The following is a 20,746-nucleotide window of genomic DNA, read 5'->3' as shown; positions in this document are numbered from 1 at the left end:
TTATATCTTCGTTTGTGGCTTTCTTGCTTACGGATATAGTCTAAAATTCGATTTCGAAACTTGGTTTTGAAATATTGCCTTAAACGAGGGATATCTTCTACCAATTCTTCTTCTCTACTAATCAATTCATGTAAGCAAATCATTCCCTCTTGGTTCCAGTCCGATAGCTCCCATAAATGAAGGTAATATTCATTTCTACACTTGTATACAATTCCTTGGACTTCTTCATACAATTCTTTAATCATTCTTTTCCCCTTTCTAAATACAGTTTAACAAAACAAAAAGCTAATTTGGTTATTTCTCCCCATTCTGTTCCCTACACCGTCTAAACTGCACAAAAAAGAGAGGCTCAGCCTCTCTTTGGGTTATTTTTCGTCATTCATTTTTGATTTTACTTCATCATAAGATAATGCATGAGATTCCTCTTCTACTGTTTCAGGCATCTTTCCTGTTTCATAGAGAGATTTAATTTGTGTACTATCCAATGTTTCGTATTTCAATAATGCTTCTGCAATCAACTTGTGAGTTTCACGATTTGACTGAATAATTTCAGCGGCTTTATTTCGTGCCTCATTCAATAATGAACGAACCTCTTCGTCAATTTCATAAGCTGTTTGTTCTGAAATTGATTTTTGAGGGCTTTGTGCACCAAACATGGCATGATTTCCTTCATATTGAACTGGACCAAGTTTTTCACTCATACCGTACTCTGTAACCATTGCACGCGCCATTTGTGTCGCTTGTTCAAAGTCGTTTGAAGCTCCTGTAGTTTGGACATTAAAGATAATTTCTTCAGCTACACGTCCACCCATTAAGCCAGCCAATTGCTCTTTCATATCTTCTTTAGATAGAAGCATTTGGTCTTCCTTAGGAAGTGCAATCATATAACCACCTGCACGACCACGTGGTACAATTGTAACCTTATGGACAACTCGGGCATTCGATAAGACTAGACCAACAATGGTATGTCCTGCCTCATGATAGGCAACCAATTCACGTTCTTTTTGTGAAACTGTCTTATCTTTCTTAGAAGGACCAGCAATCACTCTATCTTCTGCTTCATCAATATCTGAAGCATCAATAACTGACTTGTTGCGACGGGCAGCAACTAAGGCTGCCTCATTTAGAACGTTTTCCAAATCAGCACCAACAAAGCCTGGAGTTTGTTGAGCAACTAATTTCAAATCTACATCTTCTGCTAAAGGCTTGTTCTTAGCATGAACTTTCAAGATTGCTTCGCGCCCCTTAACATCAGGACGACCAACCAATACTTTTCTATCAAAACGTCCTGGACGCAAAAGGGCAGGATCAAGTACATCTGAACGGTTTGTCGCAGCGATGACGATAATTCCTTCATTTCCCTCAAAACCATCCATCTCAATCAAAAGTTGGTTCAAGGTTTGTTCACGTTCATCATTTCCTCCACCGAGGCCGACACCACGTTGACGACCAACAGCATCAATTTCATCGATAAAGATAATAGCTGGCGCTGCTTTTTTGGCATCTTCAAAAAGAGAACGAACACGACTAGCTCCAACTCCGACAAACATTTCTACAAAGTCAGAACCTGAGATACTAAAGAATGGAACGCCTGCTTCTCCAGCGACTGCCTTAGCAAGCAAGGTCTTACCTGTTCCCGGAGGCCCCTCCAAAAGAACACCTGCTGGAATACGGGCTCCAAGTTTTGTAAATCGTTTTGGATCTTTTAAGAATTCAACAACTTCAACTAGTTCTTGCTTTTCTTCCTCAGCTCCAGCAACATCTGAAAATCTTACTTTAATATCCTCTTTATTTGCAGCTTTAGCCTTACTACGTCCAAAACTCATTGGGTTACGACCATTGCCTCCCCCCATATTTCCCATCATAGAGAATAGGAAGAAGAATAGAATTCCAAATGGCACAATGGATACGAGTAGATTAATCCACATACCACTTGAACTTTCATGCTTAATAGTTACTTCTGCTTTATGGTCCGAAGCAAGTTTTTGCAATTCTGATACTGTGGTATCAGAGGGAAGAATAATACTTGAAAATTTCTCTACTGTTGTAACAGATGGAGAAAAGAACTGAATGCCTGTTTCTTCTTTACTTGTTTTAGGATTTTTATAGACACCCGAAACTTCGATAACACTGCCATTTGGTTGGTAGGTTAATTCTTTTACATTGTCATCGGTAATTTCTTTTACCAATTCTGTATAATTAATTTGCTCACTTTTCCCTGCAACACTACCTGTACTAAAATACTGGTAAGCTGTAACTAGGAAAAAAATAAGTAATAACCATAGAAATGGATTTTTAATTAAACCATTATTTTGTTTTTTCATTAAAAATTGTTCTTTCTAATTTGAATACACTTCTTCTTTCAATACTCCAATATAAGGAAGGTTACGATAATTTTCTTTGTAGTCTAAACCATAACCTACTACAAACTCATTTGGGATAGTAAAGCAGGTATAGTCTGCCTCAATTTCTACAACACGTCCCTCTGGTTTATCCAACAAGGTTGCAATGTTAACAGAAGCTGCATCTCTTGCAATAAACATATCTCGCAAATTCTTCAAAGTTTGACCTGTATCAATGATATCCTCTACAAATAGAACATGTCTTCCTTTAATATCTTGAGTTACATCTTGCTTGATATTGATGACACCACTACTTGCTGTTCCACCATGGTAGCTAGAAACCATCATGAAGTCCATTTCAATATGTGTATCAATATGTTTGACCAATTCAGCCATAAAAGGAATAGATCCTTTTAAAATCCCAACCAAGATTGGATTTTTTCCTGCATAGTCCTTAGTTAATTGAGCACCTAATTTTTTAGCAGCTTCTGTAATTTCATCGTGTGAAACGAGGATTTTTTTAATATCGTTTTCTAACATTTTTTTACCTATCTATTTTTTCTATATAAAGTACAGTGTTCATTATATCATTTTTCGTGTTTTTACTCAAATTACTGGTCGCAATTCCCAAAATTGAGACAATTTCACCAAATTGCTCAATAATCAGAGCTGATTTTCGCTTTTCCATAGGGATTTTCAAATCGATAAATAGACGTCTGAGTTTTTTTATATGTCCATTTTGAATCAAAACATCTCCTGGTTTTCGATGACGAATGTGTACGGATGTTTCCCGTGAAACAGGTATTCGCTGAATTGATTCACCTTCTAATGGAAGTCCAAAGGAAAATAAATATCCTTGGTAAGATACCTGATTTTGATAGTGTAACACAAGTTCATCTTCCTTTTCATCAGCCTGCGGACTGATTTTACAAATCTGAAACTGTTGATACTCTTTTATCAATTCATAACCATTTTTAAGCGGATGACGATACTGGCTTTTAGTTTTTAAAATTTGCCTAACTTCTTCAAACTGAGCTTTTGTAAGATTCAAATCTGGAAAACGATTCAGATAAGTTTGAAGTAAAACTCTTTGTGTAGACTCAGAGTAAGACAATAGCTGCTGTAAATTTTCCACATCAATATTGTTAGATAATTCAGTTATAGCTAAGTCATAATCTAAAATTTCATTGCCGATACTTAAGATTGCATCTCTAAATCGAGGATTTTCTTTTTCTAATTCTGGTAAATAAGAATTTCGAATACGATTTCGAAAATAATGATTTTTCTTATTTGATGTATCTTCAAAGTGAAAAATTGGTGGAAAGTCTTTTTTCTGAAAATGCAAGAAGGGACGAATGATTTCTATCACTCCGACTACTTGCTTCTCCTTAATTCCTGATAGATAGCGCAAACGAGTGCCTCGAATCAAACGCATCAAAATCGTTTCCACCTGGTCATCAGCATGGTGGGCAGTAACTAAAGCTGTCGCACCTGTCTTTTTCATGACCTCTTGAAAAAAATCATAACGAAAATGTCGAGCACGCGCTTCTGAAAATTCTCCTGAAAAATCGCTGATATAAATAGGAAGCTCTGCTTCAGCAGCCAACTTCCTTAATTCCTTTTCTTCCCAATCTGATTCAATTCTCTGCTTATGATTCACATGAGCTAAGATCAATTCAATTTCTAACTCTTTTTGATAAGTAGACAATACCTTAAATAGAAACATAGAATCTAATCCACCAGAAAGAGCTAGCACCACCTTAGTATGCTTTTTGAAATATCCCTTCTTGAGAAAATGATTTAAAAAATCTTGTTCTCTCATTTTAGAACCTCATAAACATCCTTAGCTATCTGAGAAATTGTATCATAATCAGAATTCTTAGTGAAAATAGAAAGAATAAATGGATAATCTGCATAGACGACACCCGTATCATGCTTAAATTCATCCGCATCCCCAATTTTATGAGCTACCTTCACAGAAACACCTTTGGCAATGCGCTGATTATCAAAATCTGTTTTAGTCAAAGACTCCAATACAAATCCATTTTGATTATAAATAGCTTCCATGACTTTTCCAGCCATTTTAGAAGAAATCAATTTTTCTTTTGGATCCCAATCATCTCCCATAATAGCAGACATCTTGGATTTAAATGTGGCATCAGATTGGTTTGAAATGTAATAACCCAATATATTATGAGCTACATTATCAGATTCTTTAGATACTTTTGTGATTAAGTCCTTGAGAGAATACTCTTTATTATCCTCTTTTTTAGGAAGACTACCACTTCCCTCTGGTTTATAAGAACCTGGAAAATCATTGACTGCAGATACATATTTTACAGTCGTATCTAACTGATAAAGACCCTCATTTATTTTTTCTTGCGTATAATAAAGATAAGGGAGTTTCAAAACACTAGCTGCATACATCTTTTCATCTTGATTGATACCAGCTTCTTTTCCAGTAGTCAGTTGCTTAACATAAATAGAGAATGAATCCTTCTGATATTTTTCAGATAACATTTCTTGGACTTTACCCATCCGATTATCTTCTTCAGAAGTTGATTCCTTATCTACCCATCCAACCTGATCAATATGTAGAAATTCTCTTCCTTCTACAAACATGGTATTGTCGATTGATACCTGCGAATAAGCTGATAAGGATGATTTCACTTCTTTTAAATCATAAGGACTATTGTACAGTTTAAAATCAGATTCTAACCATACTTTTTTTATTGCTGGAGTTACCTCTGACTGATCATATAAAAATCGTTTGTCTGCAGCTATAAATTGATGGTTGGATAACTTAAATACCGGAATCCCTTGTTTATTTAAACGCCACTCGGTTATTTGGAAACTTGTTTTGGGAGTCAATTTCCCAGATTCCACTACTAAATCTTCATTCGCATAAACAGGAACCTCTCCATAAACCATGGGAGAACTTAATTTTTCTCTAAAATAAATACCAAAGTCAGATTGTGAAAGGTAATAAATTTCTTTCGAAGTATAGACGACTTCTTTTTCTGTGCTAACAACTTTTGAAACTGTCAAAAAACTTGGTAGCAACAAAATAATTAAGAATTTACGCATTCTTCCTTTCCTTTTCTTCTTGTAAACGCAATAATTGATTTTTATCAGCCAACTCTTCCAGCTTTTCATCTGATAAACTCAAAAATTGCTCTATTACGTCTAGTAAATTTTCCATTTTATCACCTTTGAAGCAAGTCAGGAATCGTATAAACAGCTTCCCTATTCTTAGAATAATAGTACTTCGCTCGTGTATATTTGGCAGCATAATCCTCATCTTTCAACTTGGTAGCAAATGCTGTCTCCTTATCCTTTTCATCACTCAAAGTTTGATACTGAGTTTGCAAGTCTGCTAGTTGCTGACGTCTTTGGAGTAATTGTTGATAGCTCTGGGCTAAATTAAAAGTTGGCAAGATAAATAATAGCATAATCAAAATCAGAACCCAACCCATGAAACGATTCCGTTTTTGTCGTTCTTTCATCAGGTAGCGACGACGTTGATATTCATTTTGAATAAAAGAATTATTCAATTGTACAATATTTTTAGACATTTTCTTCTACCCGTGTTTCACTGATAATTTCATACATGCCTGCTGCATCTTCTTTTTTTGTACTATCTTTCATCTCTAGTACTTTGACAAGTAGCAACTTATTGCCAAAGCGAATTTCAACTTGGTCATTAACTTTCAAATCCGTTGAACTTTTGGCCAAGATTCCATTCACCTTGATTCTGCCTTTATCTGCTACTTCTTTTGCGACTGTACGACGCTTGATAATTCGCGATACTTTTAAATATTTGTCTAATCTCATCCTTATTACCTCAAATTATTATTGTACCATTTTTATCTATTTTATAGAAGAAAAATATCAAATGGAATTTTCTTTCTTAGACTCTTTTATCTCTAATAAACTTTCTCCAAAAATCAGCAGACCTTCTAAAATTTCATAATCTTTCTTATTTTGGACATCAAATACAAGCTCCATTAATCCCTTACTCTCAGCGATGCCTGCTTTTAAGTTCGTTGCGGATAAAGATTTAAAATAATCTTGAGCCAAAAACAGTCGTTGAGTGACTTTTTCAAATTGAACTGTAATTTTATTATCTTTTCTTTCCACACGTTGAACAAAGACCTTGTCAAGATAAGACTTAACCAAACCAATCTCTAAAAGATAGGCTACCACGTCTGGGTACTCTCCAAAACGGTCTATCAGCTCTTCTTGTAACTCTTCATAATTGACACGGTTGTCAATTTGACGAATTTTCTTGTAAATCTCAATCTTATGTCGTTGGTCTGAAATATAAGTATCAGGAAGATAGGCATCAATTTGCAAAATCAACTCAGCATTCCCTTTGGTTCTTGTGTTAGCGTTAGCATTACCGTTTCGTTTAGCAATAGCTTCCTCTAATAACTGCGAATACAATTCAAAACCAACAGAATCAATGAAACCAGACTGGGATTTTCCTAGGAGATTTCCTGCTCCACGAATCGAAAGATCTCGCATCGCAATCTTAAATCCGGATCCCAATTCTGTAAATCCTTTAATCGCTTCTAATCTCTTTTCAGAGACTTCACTGATTGATTTTTCTGGACGATACATGAGATAGGCATAAGCAATACGATTACTACGACCGACTCTTCCTCTTAACTGATACAAGGTTGACAAGCCCATATGGTCCGCATTTTCTATAAATAAAGTATTAGCATTTGGAATGTCCACCCCTGTCTCAATAATGGTAGTTGTTACTAAAATATCATATTGTCCTTCAATGAAGTCTAATAGAGTATTTTCCAACTGAATCTCACTCATTTGCCCATGAACATAACCAATCGAAGCCTCTGGAATCAACTCCTGTAATTCTGAAACCTTCTGGTCAATCGTGTCAACTTTGTTGTAAAGGTAGTAAACTTGACCTCCACGCTCCATTTCACGTAAGACCGCATCACGAATGACACTATCATTCTTTTCCAAAACATAGGTTTGCACTGGATAACGATTCGTTGGGGGAGTTTCAATAACAGATAAATCTCTGATTCCCAGCATAGACATGTGAAGGGTACGAGGAATTGGCGTTGCTGTCAAGGTTAGGACATCTACTTGTTTTTTCAGTTCTTTCAATGTTTCCTTATGCTTGACACCAAATCGTTGTTCCTCATCAATAATCATCAAGCCCAAATCAGCAAACACAACATCTTTTGACAAAACACGATGTGTTCCAATCAAAATATCAACTTGACCGTTTTTCAATTTTTCAAGTGTTTCAGTCTGCTCTTTTTTACTTCTAAAGCGACTCAACACATCAATATTAACTGCAAAATTTTGGAATCGTTCCTTAAAATTCGTATAGTGCTGTTGCGCTAAAACCGTCGTCGGAACTAGAACGACAACCTGTTTGTGATCATTGACTGCCTTAAAGGCTGCACGCATAGCAACTTCAGTCTTTCCAAAACCAACATCCCCAACTAAAAGTCGATCCATTGGCTGAGAAGCCTGCATATCTCTCTTGATTTCCTCAATACTACGAAGTTGATCATCCGTTTCAACATAAGGGAAAGCATCATCAAAGGCCTGTTGATCATCATCATCAGCTGAGAAAGCAAAACCCTTCAACTGACTACGTTCAGAGTAAAGTTTGATTAAATCATCAGCTATATCCTCTACCTGGTTCTTAACCTTTTGCTTGGCCTTTTTAAAATGACCGTCATTTAATTTATTGAGTTTTGGAGCTTTACCATCACTTGAAATATATTTGGACAGTAGATGAATCTGTTCCACGGGGATAGAAATTTGATCCCCATTTTGATACTGGACACTTACATAATCGCGGTGAATCCCCTTGATTTCAATTGTTTCAATTCCTAGATATTGACCAATTCCATGAATGTGGTGAACAACGTAGTCCCCTTTTTCAAGTTCATTATAATCTTTTAAGCGCTCCGCATTTGAAACATGTTGTCTTCGAAAACGACGTTTCAATTTCTTTTGAAAAATCTCATGTTCAGTTATCAATAAAACCTTTTCATCTACAAAATGAAAACCATGTCTGAGATTACCCTCGATTAAGTTTACAGATTCTTGACAGATTCTTGACTTATCTCTGGAATCCAATTTAATCTGGTATTCCTCTAAAACATCCTCCAATGTTTTACTTCCCATTGAATTGCTAGACTGCAGGATAATAGTATAATTCATTTTTTTGTATCGTTCAATTTCTTCTTTTAGAAAAGAAAATTGATTGAAAAACTCCTGCATAGGATATTGATTGAATTGATAAATTTGATCAAATTTGAGATTTCCTAAACCCTTTTGAAGATTAGAGAAAAAGGTCACCGGACTTTGTTTTTTATAGATTTGCTCAGTATCAGCAAAATACTGCATATCAGAAAATGCTTTACTGTTCTGTAATTCTTCTGTAAAGTACTGCGCTAATTCTCTTTCAAAGACTTCATACTGATTCATCAATTTTTGATAATCATCAAAGAATATTGGAGTATCTTTTTCAATATAATCAAAAACAGTCCATATCTTATCATAGCACAAAGATAAAAACTTCCGAGAATCTGCATGGCTTTGTTTTTGGTGAAAACTTGAAAGAATTTCTTCTAGGTAGGATTTCAAAATAGGTGATAAAGTCTTTGAAATTTGTTTTTCTAAAGCTGACTGACCTCTTTGATAATCCTTTTCTCTCAAAAGCATATCGCTAGCTGGAAAGATTGTGAGTTCTGTCTGATTTTCTTTCGATAATTGTGTTTCTACTTCAAATGACCTGATACCATCAATTTCATCACCAAAAAACTCAATTCGGCAAGGTTCTAACTGGGATATTTCAAAAATATCTAAAACATCTCCTCGCAGACTAAATTCGCCCTGAGTTTGTACTTGTGTAACTTTTCGATAGCCAATTTCCTTTAACTGATGGATAAGCGCGTGTTGATCATATTCTTCACCAACTGAGATTTTTACAATACTATCTTTGAATACATTGGGAGACGGTAAAATCAATCGACTTGCTGCGATATTACAAACTAAAATCCCTTTCTTAGATGGATTAGTCAAAAAACGTAAGGCTTCAACCCGTGAGATGATTTTTTCTTGTGAAGACATCAAAAACTCGACCATAGGGGAATCATCTACCAAAAATGGATAGACAAATTCCTCACCCAAGATAGAAATAAGATCACTAATAAGCCCTTCTGCTTCTCCATAAGTTGATGTCAATAAAACAATCTTATCTTCTTTCTTCAAACTACTAGCGATGGCTAAAGCTTTTGTAGAAATTGACAAGCCTAACATTAATTGTCTTTTCTTATCTGTTAAACTTTGATGCCATTTTTTAATCTGATCATTTTCTGAGAATAAATCTAATAAGGTTACCATTTATCCGTTATACCTCTGCATTGTTTTCTCAAAATTTTTCTCTTGTAAATAGTAGTTTACAGATTCGTCAACCTTGTCAATAGACTGTAAAATACCAATATAATCATCCTTGTCAAAGGTACTCAAAACATGGTTAACAACTGACATTCCATTTTTAGGTCTTCCGATTCCAATCTTAACACGATTAAAGGTCTGGGTTCCAATATGTTGAATAATAGACTTAATACCATTATGACCACCTGCTGAGCCTTTTGCTCTTAAACGAATCTTTCCAACTTCCATGTCAAGATCATCGTAAATGATGAGTAAATCTTCAATATCTAAACCATAATAAGTCAATAAAGCATGAACCGCTTTTCCACTTTCATTCATAAATGTCGTTGGTTTGACAAGATAAATTTTTTCTCCATTTAGGAAAAAGGATGCTAGGTCAGCTTGAAATATCTTATCATGTGTAAAAGTGACATTCTGTTTCTTCGCTAGTTGGTCAATCAACATAAATCCAACATTGTGTTTTGTTTCAAAATATTTATCCCCTGGATTTCCTAATCCTACAAGTAATTTGGTCATTTATTTTTCCTTTCAAAAGCCAAAAGGGTTGGAATTTTTTTCCAACCTAATTGATACTATTCATTAAATTTTTTAGACATTAAAGCGGAATTCCATAATATCGCCATCTTGAACGATATATTCTTTTCCTTCTTCACGCAAGCGTCCAGCTTCTTTTACAGCCTTTTCAGATCCGTATTTCACTAGATCCTCATATGACATGGTTACTGCACGAATAAAGCCTTTTTCAAAGTCTGAGTGGATAATCCCAGCTGCTTGAGGAGCCTTCATACCACGTTTGAATGTCCAAGCTCGAACTTCTTTTTCACCAGCTGTGAAGTAAGTTCCCAATCCAAGTAAGTGGTAAGCTGCACGCGTCAACTTATCTACACCTGATTCTGTCAAACCAATGGCTTCAAGAAACTCTTTTTTATCTTCATCGTCTAACTCAGAAATTTCTTCCTCAGAACGCGCAGAAATAACGACTACTTCAGCATTTTCTGTCGCTGCGAATTCACGAATTTGTTTAACATAGTCGATAGAGTCAGGTTCTGAAACCACATCCTCATCCACATTGGCAACATAGAGCACTGGTTTAGTTGTCAACAGGAAGAGACCTTTGACAACTTTTTGTTCTTCATCTGTAAATTCGATTGTACGAGCTGATTTTCCATCTTCAAGGACTGGTTTAATCTTTTGAAGAACATTAAATTCTGCTACAGATTCTTTATCTTTTTGCGTACGTGCCATCTTTTCTACACGCGCATAGCGTTTATTGACTGATTCTAAGTCAGCAAGAATCAATTCCAGGTTAATGGTATCAATATCTGCAAGTGGATCCACAAAGGCATCTTCACGTCCTTGCTCGCGCATGACATTTTCATCATCAAAAGCACGAACTACATGAACAATGGCATCTACTTCACGGATATTGGCCAAGAATTTATTCCCTAATCCTTCTCCTTTTGAAGCTCCTTTTACAATCCCTGCAATATCTGTAAATTCAAATGTTGTTGGCACTGTCTTTTTAGGAGTAATCATTTCAGTCAATTTTTGTAGACGTTCATCTGGAACTTCTACCATTCCAACGTTTGGGTCAATCGTTGCAAATGGGTAGTTAGCTGCCTCTGCTCCTGCTTTTGTAATTGCATTAAATAGTGTTGATTTACCAACGTTTGGCAAACCAACGATACCTGCTGTTAAAGCCATATTTTCTCATTCTCCGTTTTCATTTCAATCCCTAATATTATAACACAAAAAGGGAAAACTTGCTAACCCTCTAACTAAGGGTTCTCAGTCAATAATTTTATTCATTTTTCGATCAAAATCATAGCGCCCCATCATGACAACATGGTCACAATTACTGCATTTGATTTTGATATCTGCCCCTACACGTGTAATTTCCCAACGATTTGCTTTTTTACCAGTTGACTTGATAGTACAAGCATGTGGTTTTTTCATCTCAACAAAATTTCCAACTTGATACATACTACTCTCCTTTTCTTTTTCGATTATATCATAAAAGAGGCGAGCTAGGCTCAACCTCTTTCACTTAATTTGTACGAACTGGGGTGATGAGCTGCATGAAGTCCTCATCAGTGTCTGCTGGCACAAGAGTAAATGGACGAACAGCTGAGATAAAGCTAATGGTCACCTTTTCGCTATTTAAAGCCTTGAGTGAATCAATCAAGTAAGTTGGGTTGAAACTAATAGTCAAATCTTCACCAGTAACCTGATCAGTATCGATTTCTTCGTTTACTTTACCAACTTCTGGAGAATGAACATGGGCGCTAACAACCCCATCTTTAATTTCAAGTTTCACAGTACCATTTTGAGTCGCACTTGATAAAAGACGAGCACGTTCCATTGACTGGCGTAAGTTTAGCACATCAAAAGTAATAGTAGTGTTAAAGTCTGTTGGAATCAAGCGATCTGTATCAGGATAGTTTCCTTCTAGGAGACGAGTATAGAAGCTAATATTTTCGCTTCTAAAGAGAATTTGGTTATTGGCAAAGAAAATCTCTACAGTTTCAATATCATCTGTAAATACCGCTGAAAATTCGCGTAGAGAACGGCTAGGAATGACAACATCAAAATCATCACTATTTTTCTCAAGCGTTAATTTTTTCTGGCTTAGACGATGAGAGTCTGTTGCAACTGTTTTTAACTCTTTGTGTTGACTCAATACAAAATGAACACCTGTCAAAATTGGACGACTCTCTTGTGTACTTGCAGCAAAAGCTGTTTCATTGATAATTTTCTTGAGTAATTTTGTTTCAAGAACCAAAGGAGTGCTTACTGAAATTTCTTGGATTCGTGGGTACTGTTCGCTATCTTTTCCTTTTAGGGTAATTTCTGATTTGCCGCTGGTTAAAACAATTTGATTTTGTTCAATTTCTTTAAAATCAAGAGTTACATCAGGTAGACTAGATATCACATTGATGAAGAAAGAAGCTTCAAGAAGAATCGAACCTAAAGAAGTAATTAACAAACCAGCATCTTCATTTTTTTGAGAAATAAAATTTTCAATTGAAATCTGACCATTTGAACCAATTAAAGTAACACCTTCATTGGTCACGTCAATTTTGACTGTTGATAAAATAGGAATGGCATTTTTAGAGCTAATAGCTCTCTTAGTAATATTTAAGGCTTGTAGAAATAAATTTTTATTAATTGAAAAATGAATCATGGATTCTCCTTTATTTATTTTTAGTATTAGAAGGATAATAGTAATAATAGAGTCTGTGAAATCTGTGGAAAACAGACTAAAAGTAAGGAATACCAAGTTTTTTAGCTTGTTTAAAAAATGTGGATAAAAAAGATAAAAAAGCGAAAGTTATCCACAAGTTATTTGATTTTCTTTTTGATTGATTCAATTTCTAAGCGTAAATTATCGTCTTCATCAATCAAAGATTTAATTTTAGCATGGGCATGAATAACTGTTGTGTGATCTTTACCACCAAATTCCTTCCCAATTTTTGGAAGACTATTATCTGTTAGTTCTCTAGATAAATACATGGCTACTTGACGGGCTAACACAATATTTTGAAGGCGTCTACTTCCTTTCATTTCTTTGACGCTGACACCATAAAAGTTACCAACTTCATTTTGGATTTTATCAATTGGGATGACGAGCATTTGGCTAACATCTTGTTTGCGAGCTCTAATAGCTTCTGCAGCAATATCAATAGTGATATCCTTGATGTTTTTTACTCTGGCAATTAAAGTGATGTCGTTGATGGCTCCCTCAAGATCTCTAACATTTGAATCAAATTGCCCAGCTAGGTATTCTAGAGTATCACTTTGGAAATTGTAGCCTAAATGTTCCGTTTTACTTTGTAAAATGGCAATACGTGTTTCAAAGTCAGGGGGTGTGATAGTTTGTGTCAATCCCCAACTAAAGCGCGTGACAAGCCTCTCCTCGAGCCCTTCTAGATGTTTTGGACTACGATCACTCGTTAGGACAATCTGTTTTTGCTTGTCATGAAGGGCGTTAAAGGTATTGAAAAATTCTTCTTGAGTTGCAACTTTTTTTCCGCTGAGTGACTGGATATCATCAATTAACAAAAGATCAAGACTGCGGTAGGTTTTTTTAAACTTTTCCATTTCCCCAAGTCTTAGGTGATCCAGAAAGTCATTGATAAAGCTTTCGGCAGGAATATATTTAACACGAGCATTTGGAATATTTTTTAGAATTTCATTTCCAATAGCGTTTAACAGGTGAGTCTTACCAAGTCCAGGTCCTCCATAGATAAAAAGAGGGTTATAGGTCAGAGCCAAATCTTCAGAGACAGCCAAAGCAGCTGATACAGCCCAAACGTTTCCATCCCCTTGAATAAAATTATCAAAGGTATACTTTTCTTTTAACCCAGTATCCGAATAAGGAATAGATGCTAACTTTGGACTATAGTCATAAAGAGTTGAATTTGTAGCTTCTTCAACTTGTGAGATAGCCGTATCTTGAGGTTTAGTGAAAATATAGTGGGGAGTAATCTCAGCATCATAAATTTCAAATCCGGCAACTACAATAATATCTTTTAGTTGTTTTTCCCAGACCATTTCCATTTCAGATCGTGGTAAAAATATAGTGGCAACATTTTCCTCTACCTTGATGAGTTCAGCTTGAATAGCATAGAAATCATACATGGATCGAGTCAGTCTTTCTTGAGCAAATTCTAAGATACGATTCCAAAATTGTTTTTCTTTCAATCCGTTCTCCTCCTTTACTATTTAAAAGTTTAATACTAGACTTATTTTACCATAGATAGTAAGAATTTTCCACAAGCTGTGAAAAATAATCCACAATGTTATCATCTTTTATCCACAGGTTGGGGATAAAGTCAGAAACTATTGATTTATTAAGCTTTTTATCGAAAAAAATAGTGGATAACCTTGTGAGATAAAAAAATAAAAGAACAGCCTTATTTCAGGCTGTTGATAATTCTACTATATTCTTCTTGATTTGAGAAAGCAATAATGATTTTTCCACTATCTTTTTTAGATAGTTTAATTTCTACATCTAATCCGAGTAGTTTTCTTAACTGTTCTTCTTCATTCTGTATGAAATGATTCATTTTTTGCTGTTTCTTTTGTTTTTTCTCTGTCAGAAGAGCTTCTAACTTCCTTACAGAAATATCTTCTTCTATAATCCGTTGAAAGAAATAGTCTTGTTGTTCCTTATTCAACCCAACTAGAGAACGCGCATGAGCTTGTGATAGTTTTCCATTTTCTACTTCTGAGAGGATAGCATCTGGTAAGGAAAGCAAACGAATGGAGTTGCTGATATAAGGACGAGACTTGCCCATTTTATCTGCAATTTCAGCATGGGTGAATCCTTTCTCTACGAGAGATTCATAGGCGCGTGCTTCTTCTATAGGATTTAAATTTTCTCTCTGCAAATTTTCAATAATGGACTGGATCATCATCTCTTGGTCTGAAAGTTGTTTAACAATAGCTGGGATAGACCTTAAACCAGCTAAAAGTGAAGCACGATAGCGTCTCTCTCCTGCAAGAATTTCATAACCAATCACAGGCGATTGACGAACAATAATCGGTTGAATGACCCCATTTTCTTTGATAGACTGTGCTAGTTCATGTAGTTTTTCTCTATCAAATTCTTTTCGGGGTTGATAGGGATTTTTTTGTATATCCGTGATAGAAATCATTTCAAATTTTTCCATGATTCTACACTAACACATCTTTTCTCTTATGTAAAGCTTTCTTTACATAGATGTCAATTAAGATTCTAAATCGCCTGAACTCTTGTCAAGTTTAATAGATGTAGTTTCTTCTTTACCGTTACGATAGTAAGTTATTTTAATGGTGTCTCCGATAGAATGATTGTAAAGAGCACTTTGTAAGTCTGTTGATGAAGCAATCTCTTTGTCATCTACTTTTGTAATAACATCGTATTTTTCAAGGTGACCATTTGCAGGCATATTACTTTGCACAGAACGAACAACTACACCAGATGTTACACTGCTTGGAATATTCAGTCTTCTAATATCACTTGTATTAATATTTGAGAGATTGACCATTTGGATGCCCAAAGCTGGACGAGTCACTTTTCCGTTCTTTTCCAACTGTTCAATAATATTGATAGCATCATTTGCAGGGATTGCAAAACCAAGACCTTCTACAGATGTTCCTCCATTTGTGGCAATTTTACTTGAGGTAATTCCGATAACTTGTCCTTGAATATTGATCAGTGGGCCACCAGAGTTACCTGGGTTAATAGCAGTATCAGTTTGGATGGCTTTTGTAGAAATGGCTTGTCCATCTTCAGATTTTAAAGATACATTTCGATTGAGACTAGATACGATACCTTGAGTGACAGTATTAGCGTATTCAGAACCTAACGGGCTACCAATGGCAATAGCAGTTTCTCCTACGGTTAACTGACTAGAATCACCAAACTCAGCTACTGTTGTCACTTTTTCTGAAGAGATTTTGACGACAGCAATATCAGAGAAAGTGTCAGCTCCGACAATTTCTCCAGGTACTTTAGTTCCATCTGACAAACGAATATCTACTTTGCTGGCGCCATTTATAACGTGATTATTGGTGACGATGTAAGCTTCTTTATCATTCTTTTTATAAATAACTCCAGATCCTTCACTAGAGATTTGCTGAGAATCTGTATCAGTCTCATCATTGCCAAATACGCTATTTTGTCTATTTGCTGAATAAGTAATAACGGATACAACGGCATCTTTTACTTTATTAACAGCCTGTGTTGTTGAATTTTCGTTCTTATAGGCAGTTTGTGTAATAGTACTATTGTTGTTAGAGTTGCTTACACTACTTTTTTGAGTTAGTTGAGCTATTGAAAAACTACCCAAGGCTCCACTAAAAAAGCTAATGACGATAACGACTAATAATTGAAACCCTTTTTTGTAAAATGTTTTTAAATGTTTCATATTTGCCTCCATATTTTTGAATTACTGAAAGTATAAACTGACTAGCTTAATTATAACTTAAACACAAAAAGTTTTACACAAACTGTGGATAACTTCCAAAAATCTGTGATTTTCTCGGTTAAAATTAACTTTTTATTTTGTGAATAAGATGTGAAAAAATAGAGAATATGTTAGAATAGAGTCATGAAAATTAAAGTTGTAACAGTTGGGAAACTGAAAGAAAAGTATTTAAAAGATGGTATTGCAGAGTATTCAAAACGAATTTCTCGATTTGCTAAACTTGAAATGATTGAGTTAGCAGATGAAAAAACACCAGATAGGGCCAGTGAATCAGAAAATCAAAAGATTTTAGAAATAGAAGGTCAGAGAATTTTATCAAAAGTTGGTGACCGTGATTTTGTTATTGTGTTAGCCATTGAAGGGAAAACTTTCTCCTCGGAAGAATTTAGTAAGAATTTAGAAGAAGCTTCTATAAAAGGATTTTCTACTCTTACCTTTATCATTGGAGGGAGTTTAGGATTATCATCAGCTGTAAAAAAGAGAGCCAATCTTTCTGTCAGCTTTGGCCGTTTAACCTTGCCCCATCAGTTAATGAGACTAGTTCTTGTTGAACAAATCTATCGCGCTTTTACGATTCAGCAGGGATCACCCTATCATAAATAGAGAATTGACTTTTAATTGAATTTTTGGTAGAATAATTGTGTTAGGTCTCATAGCTCAGCTGGATAGAGCATTCGCCTTCTAAGCGAACGGTCGCAGGTTCGAATCCTGCTGGGATCAATATAGTAGCAAAGCTGGGAATTTTCCCGGCTTTTTTCTTAAAAAAGTACACTTGGGGAGAAAAAAATGACAGTTGAGAGAATTTTATCTAAAATGAAATTCCATTTTGTATAATGGTTTTTGTAAGTTAGCTTACAAGAAAAAAACATTTTAGGAGATTTTATTATGAAAAACACAGTTAAATTGGAACAGTTTGTAGCCTTGAAGGAAAAAGACTTGCAGGAGATTCGAGGTGGGGAAAGTAGGGTTTCAAGAATCATCCTTGATTTTCTTTTCCTACGAAAAAAGTAATAAAATAAGGAGAAAGAGTAATGGATTTACTTGGATTTGGGACAGTTATTGTTCATTTTTTAATTATTAGTCACAGTTACCGTTTAATTTGTAAAGGTCAAATAAATAGAAAAGAACTATATGTTTTTGGTATCTATACATTACTAGTAGAAGCAGTACTTGAACTTTCCTTTTATCTTCCATATTTAGATAAAATAGGGATTGAAAGATTTTTATTTCCTTTGGGCTTATATTCCTATTTTCGATGGATGAAACAGTATGAGAGGGATAGAGGACTATTCCTAAGTTTACTACTATCTCTTTTATATGAGAGCACTCATAACTTTCTGTCCGTAACTTTCTCCTCTATAACAGGAGACAATTTTGTTTCACAATATCATTTCCCATTCTTTTTCGTTGTAACGGTGTTGACTTATGTTGTTATATTAAAAATCATTCATTATTTCCACTTAGAACTAACCTATTTTGACAAGGACTACCTTTATCCTTTCTTGAAAAAAGTATTTTTTGCTTTACTATTGTTACATCTTTTATCTTTCGTTTCAGATATAGTAAGTACGATTAAACATTTGAATAGTTTTGGAAGTATCTTGTCATCTATTGTCTTTATTTCTCTCCTTTTGACCTTCTTTGCAATGAATTCGCATAAAGAACAAATGGAAAAAGAGATTGCTTTGAAGCAGAAGAAATTTGAACAGAAACATTTACAGAATTATACAGATGAAATTGTCGGACTGTATAATGAAATCCGTGGTTTTCGACATGACTATGCTGGAATGCTTGTCAGTATGCAGATGGCAATTGACAGTGGTGATTTACAGGAAATTGACAGAGTTTACAATGAAGTTTTGGTCAAAGCAAATCATAAATTGCGTTCAGATAAGTACACTTACTTTGATTTGAACAACATAGAAGATTCAGCTTTACGAAGTTTGGTTGCTCAGTCTATTGTCTATGCTCGAAATAATGGTGTAGAGTTTACACTGGAAGTAAAAGATACGATTACCAAGCTCCCAATTGAACTATTGGATTTGGTTCGTATCATGAGCGTTTTATTGAACAATGCTGTCGAAGGATCGGCTGATAGCTATAAAAAGCAGATGGAAGTAGCAGTTATTAAGATGGAAACTGAAACAGTTATTGTGATTCAGAATTCATGTAAAATGACGATGACTCCTTCAGGAGATCTATTTGCTTTAGGATTCTCCACTAAGGGAAGAAATCGCGGGGTAGGATTAAATAATGTGAAAGAACTACTAGATAAGTACAACAATATTATTTTAGAAACAGAGATGGAAGGCAGTACATTTAGACAAATTATTAGATTTAAGAGGGAATTTGAATGAAAGTTTTAATTTTAGAAGATGTTATTGAACATCAAGTGAGACTAGAGAGAATATTGGATGAAATTTCGAAAGAATCGAATATTCCAATATCATACAAGACAACAGGAAAAGTCCGTGAATTTGAAGAATACATTGAAAACGATGAAGTAAATCAGCTTTATTTCCTAGATATTGATATTCATGGAATTGAGAAAAAGGGATTTGAAGTGGCTCAGCTCATTCGTCATTACAATCCTTACGCTATTATCGTCTTTATCACCAGTCGATCAGAGTTTGCGACTCTAACCTATAAATACCAGGTATCAGCCCTAGATTTTGTTGATAAGGATATCAACGATGAGATGTTTAAGAAGAGAATTGAGCAAAATATCTTTTACACGAAGAGTATGTTACTTGAAAATGAAGATGTGGTGGATTATTTTGACTACAATTACAAGGGAAATGATTTAAAAATCCCTTACCATGATATTTTGTATATTGAAACGACAGGAGTCTCTCATAAATTACGTATTATTGGTAAGAATTTTGCCAAAGAGTTTTACGGTACCATGACAGATATTCAGGAAAAGGACAAACATACTCAGCGATTTTATTCTCCTCATAAGTCATTTTTGGTAAATATAGGCAATATTAGAGAGATTGATCGAAAAAACCTAGAAATTGTTTTCTATGAAGATCATCGTTGTCCTATTTCAAGATTAAAAATTAGAAAATTAAAAGATATTTTAGAGAAAAAATCTAAAAAGTGATTGACAATTAGTAAGAAATTGATATAATGGTTATATCTGCTACAGATAGAAGGTCCGTTGGTCAAGGGGTTAAGACACCGCCTTTTCACGGCGGTAACACGGGTTCGAATCCCGTACGGACTATTTTATCCGCCATAGCTCAGTTGGTAGTAGCGCATGACTGTTAATCATGATGTCGTAGGTTCGAGTCCTACTGGCGGAGTATAGATAAAAAGGAACACAACTGTGTTCCTCTTTTTGTATCAATTTGTATCACCAAGCATCTTCATAAGGAAATCTGTTATTTCTTGAGGACTTTCTTTTTTTCCATGTGCAATCCAAGTTTGACAGACACCAAAAAGTGCATGAGTTAGATAGATGCTACTGTATTCTAATTCAGTTGTATTGAGATTCAGTTGCATAAATCGCTTTTGTAAATCTGTACTGAGCATGATATGAAGTTTATTTCGTAAGAAATTTTGGATTTCTTTGGTTCCATTTTCAGAAAGAAGGGCAGCCAGAAGTGGTTCTGATTCCAAATATTCAAAGACTTCTAAAATAGCGTCTCTTTTGTGATGAGCATGTTTTTGAAAAATATATTCAAATGTATGAAATAGCTTGCTTTGATAATGCTCAATCATATCATACTTATCCTTATAGTGAGTATAGAAGCTGGAACGACTAATTCTGGCTTTTTCTGCTAACTTTACAGTAGAAATTTGATCAAATGGCTGTTCCATCAGTAATTGTACCATAGCATTTTCAATAGTTCGCTTTGTTTTTAAGCGTTTGTTACTTTCTTGCATATTTTCTCCTTATAAACAAATTAGACTATATGTCTAAAAATAGATTTTTTATCTTGTAATTTAGATTTTTTAATGTATAATCTA

The 20,746-nt window shown here is 34.8% G+C and carries 20 protein-coding genes, 3 tRNA genes and 1 pseudogene; 7 read left to right on the top strand and 17 right to left on the bottom strand.

What is annotated here, in order from left to right:
- The 16 genes and pseudogenes from HT725_RS02930 to HT725_RS02860 all read right to left on the bottom strand — a co-directional run.
- Window positions 1-245: pseudogene (locus tag HT725_RS02930) on the bottom strand (sigma-70 family RNA polymerase sigma factor); the annotation flags it as partial.
- Between the two features lie 120 nt (window positions 246-365).
- Entirely contained in the window at window positions 366-2,324 is a 1,959-nt protein-coding gene (gene ftsH, locus HT725_RS02925; protein WP_112445394.1) for an ATP-dependent zinc metalloprotease FtsH, read from the bottom strand.
- A 15-nt stretch (window positions 2,325-2,339) separates the two neighbouring features.
- On the bottom strand, window positions 2,340-2,882 hold the full coding sequence (gene hpt / locus HT725_RS02920) for a hypoxanthine phosphoribosyltransferase (protein ID WP_173253029.1): 543 nt from the start codon (window positions 2,880-2,882) through the stop codon (window positions 2,340-2,342).
- A 4-nt stretch (window positions 2,883-2,886) separates the two neighbouring features.
- Entirely contained in the window at window positions 2,887-4,164 is a 1,278-nt protein-coding gene (gene tilS / locus HT725_RS02915; RefSeq protein ID WP_173253028.1) for a tRNA lysidine(34) synthetase TilS, read from the bottom strand.
- Window positions 4,161-5,429, bottom strand: a complete 1,269-nt coding sequence (locus HT725_RS02910) for a serine hydrolase (protein WP_173253027.1) — start codon at window positions 5,427-5,429, stop codon at window positions 4,161-4,163. The genes tilS and HT725_RS02910 overlap by 4 nt, the downstream gene beginning before the upstream one ends.
- The gene (locus HT725_RS10390) at window positions 5,422-5,544 is read right to left on the bottom strand and encodes an SP_0009 family protein (RefSeq protein ID WP_000429334.1); all 123 of its coding nucleotides are present in this window, start codon (window positions 5,542-5,544) and stop codon (window positions 5,422-5,424) included. Before HT725_RS10390 ends, HT725_RS02910 begins: the two co-directional genes overlap by 8 nt.
- 4 nt (window positions 5,545-5,548) lie before the next feature.
- Complete coding sequence (locus tag HT725_RS02905; RefSeq protein ID WP_061087396.1) at window positions 5,549-5,917, bottom strand: septum formation initiator family protein; 369 nt, start codon at window positions 5,915-5,917, stop codon at window positions 5,549-5,551.
- A complete protein-coding gene (locus tag HT725_RS02900) occupies window positions 5,910-6,176 on the bottom strand; it encodes an RNA-binding S4 domain-containing protein (RefSeq protein ID WP_001234978.1) in 267 nt (88 codons plus the stop codon). The genes HT725_RS02905 and HT725_RS02900 overlap by 8 nt, the downstream gene beginning before the upstream one ends.
- A 57-nt stretch (window positions 6,177-6,233) precedes the next feature.
- Window positions 6,234-9,743: a transcription-repair coupling factor gene (mfd, locus tag HT725_RS02895; protein WP_173253026.1), complete on the bottom strand. Its 3,510-nt coding sequence runs from the start codon at window positions 9,741-9,743 to the stop codon at window positions 6,234-6,236.
- Window positions 9,744-10,313 carry an aminoacyl-tRNA hydrolase gene (gene pth, locus HT725_RS02890; protein WP_173253025.1) on the bottom strand — a complete coding sequence of 190 codons (570 nt, stop codon included), beginning with the start codon at window positions 10,311-10,313 and terminating at the stop codon, window positions 9,744-9,746. It lies immediately after the preceding gene.
- 72 nt (window positions 10,314-10,385) lie between these two features.
- Window positions 10,386-11,501 (bottom strand): redox-regulated ATPase YchF, encoded by a 1,116-nt coding sequence (gene ychF, locus HT725_RS02885; protein ID WP_112445405.1) that lies wholly within the window; start codon window positions 11,499-11,501, stop codon window positions 10,386-10,388.
- 84 nt (window positions 11,502-11,585) lie between these two features.
- Window positions 11,586-11,780 (bottom strand): DUF951 family protein, encoded by a 195-nt coding sequence (locus HT725_RS02880; protein WP_000285186.1) that lies wholly within the window; start codon window positions 11,778-11,780, stop codon window positions 11,586-11,588.
- 64 nt (window positions 11,781-11,844) lie between these two features.
- Window positions 11,845-12,981 carry a DNA polymerase III subunit beta gene (gene dnaN / locus HT725_RS02875; protein WP_173253024.1) on the bottom strand — a complete coding sequence of 379 codons (1,137 nt, stop codon included), beginning with the start codon at window positions 12,979-12,981 and terminating at the stop codon, window positions 11,845-11,847.
- Between the two features lie 158 nt (window positions 12,982-13,139).
- A complete protein-coding gene (dnaA, locus tag HT725_RS02870) occupies window positions 13,140-14,501 on the bottom strand; it encodes a chromosomal replication initiator protein DnaA (protein ID WP_061438534.1) in 1,362 nt (453 codons plus the stop codon).
- 212 nt (window positions 14,502-14,713) lie between these two features.
- The gene (locus HT725_RS02865) at window positions 14,714-15,472 is read right to left on the bottom strand and encodes a ParB/RepB/Spo0J family partition protein (protein WP_173253023.1); all 759 of its coding nucleotides are present in this window, start codon (window positions 15,470-15,472) and stop codon (window positions 14,714-14,716) included.
- 57 nt (window positions 15,473-15,529) lie between these two features.
- Window positions 15,530-16,711, bottom strand: coding sequence for a S1C family serine protease (locus HT725_RS02860; protein WP_173253022.1), 1,182 nt, complete (start codon window positions 16,709-16,711; stop codon window positions 15,530-15,532).
- Window positions 16,712-16,894: 183 nt separating this feature from the next.
- On the opposite strand from HT725_RS02860, the gene rlmH reads away from it, so the two are divergent.
- From rlmH to HT725_RS02825, 7 genes are all read left to right on the top strand, one after another.
- Window positions 16,895-17,374 (top strand): 23S rRNA (pseudouridine(1915)-N(3))-methyltransferase RlmH, encoded by a 480-nt coding sequence (gene rlmH / locus HT725_RS02855; protein ID WP_112445415.1) that lies wholly within the window; start codon window positions 16,895-16,897, stop codon window positions 17,372-17,374.
- A gap of 43 nt (window positions 17,375-17,417) precedes the next feature.
- A tRNA-Arg gene (locus HT725_RS02850) sits at window positions 17,418-17,491 on the top strand.
- Between the two features lie 165 nt (window positions 17,492-17,656).
- On the top strand, window positions 17,657-17,782 hold the full coding sequence (gene comC, locus HT725_RS02845; protein WP_112445417.1) for a competence-stimulating peptide ComC: 126 nt from the start codon (window positions 17,657-17,659) through the stop codon (window positions 17,780-17,782).
- 20 nt (window positions 17,783-17,802) lie between these two features.
- Window positions 17,803-19,128 carry a competence system sensor histidine kinase ComD gene (comD, locus tag HT725_RS02840; protein ID WP_164226121.1) on the top strand — a complete coding sequence of 442 codons (1,326 nt, stop codon included), beginning with the start codon at window positions 17,803-17,805 and terminating at the stop codon, window positions 19,126-19,128.
- Window positions 19,125-19,877, top strand: coding sequence for a competence system response regulator transcription factor ComE (gene comE / locus HT725_RS02835; RefSeq protein WP_000866064.1), 753 nt, complete (start codon window positions 19,125-19,127; stop codon window positions 19,875-19,877). Before comD ends, comE begins: the two co-directional genes overlap by 4 nt.
- A gap of 51 nt (window positions 19,878-19,928) precedes the next feature.
- Window positions 19,929-20,000: transfer RNA gene (locus HT725_RS02830), tRNA-Glu, on the top strand.
- Window positions 20,001-20,005: 5 nt separating this feature from the next.
- Window positions 20,006-20,079: transfer RNA gene (locus HT725_RS02825), tRNA-Asn, on the top strand.
- Window positions 20,080-20,119: 40 nt separating this feature from the next.
- On the opposite strand, the gene HT725_RS02820 is transcribed toward HT725_RS02825, so the two are convergent.
- Complete coding sequence (locus HT725_RS02820; protein WP_119941849.1) at window positions 20,120-20,662, bottom strand: TetR-like C-terminal domain-containing protein; 543 nt, start codon at window positions 20,660-20,662, stop codon at window positions 20,120-20,122.
- Between the last annotated feature and the right edge of the window lie 84 nt (window positions 20,663-20,746).

Source organism: Streptococcus sp. 2579, assembly GCF_013277195.1.
Classification (GTDB): domain Bacteria; phylum Bacillota; class Bacilli; order Lactobacillales; family Streptococcaceae; genus Streptococcus.
Note: the sequence above shows the minus strand (reverse complement) of the source record. Positions and strands in the feature narration are given on the sequence as shown.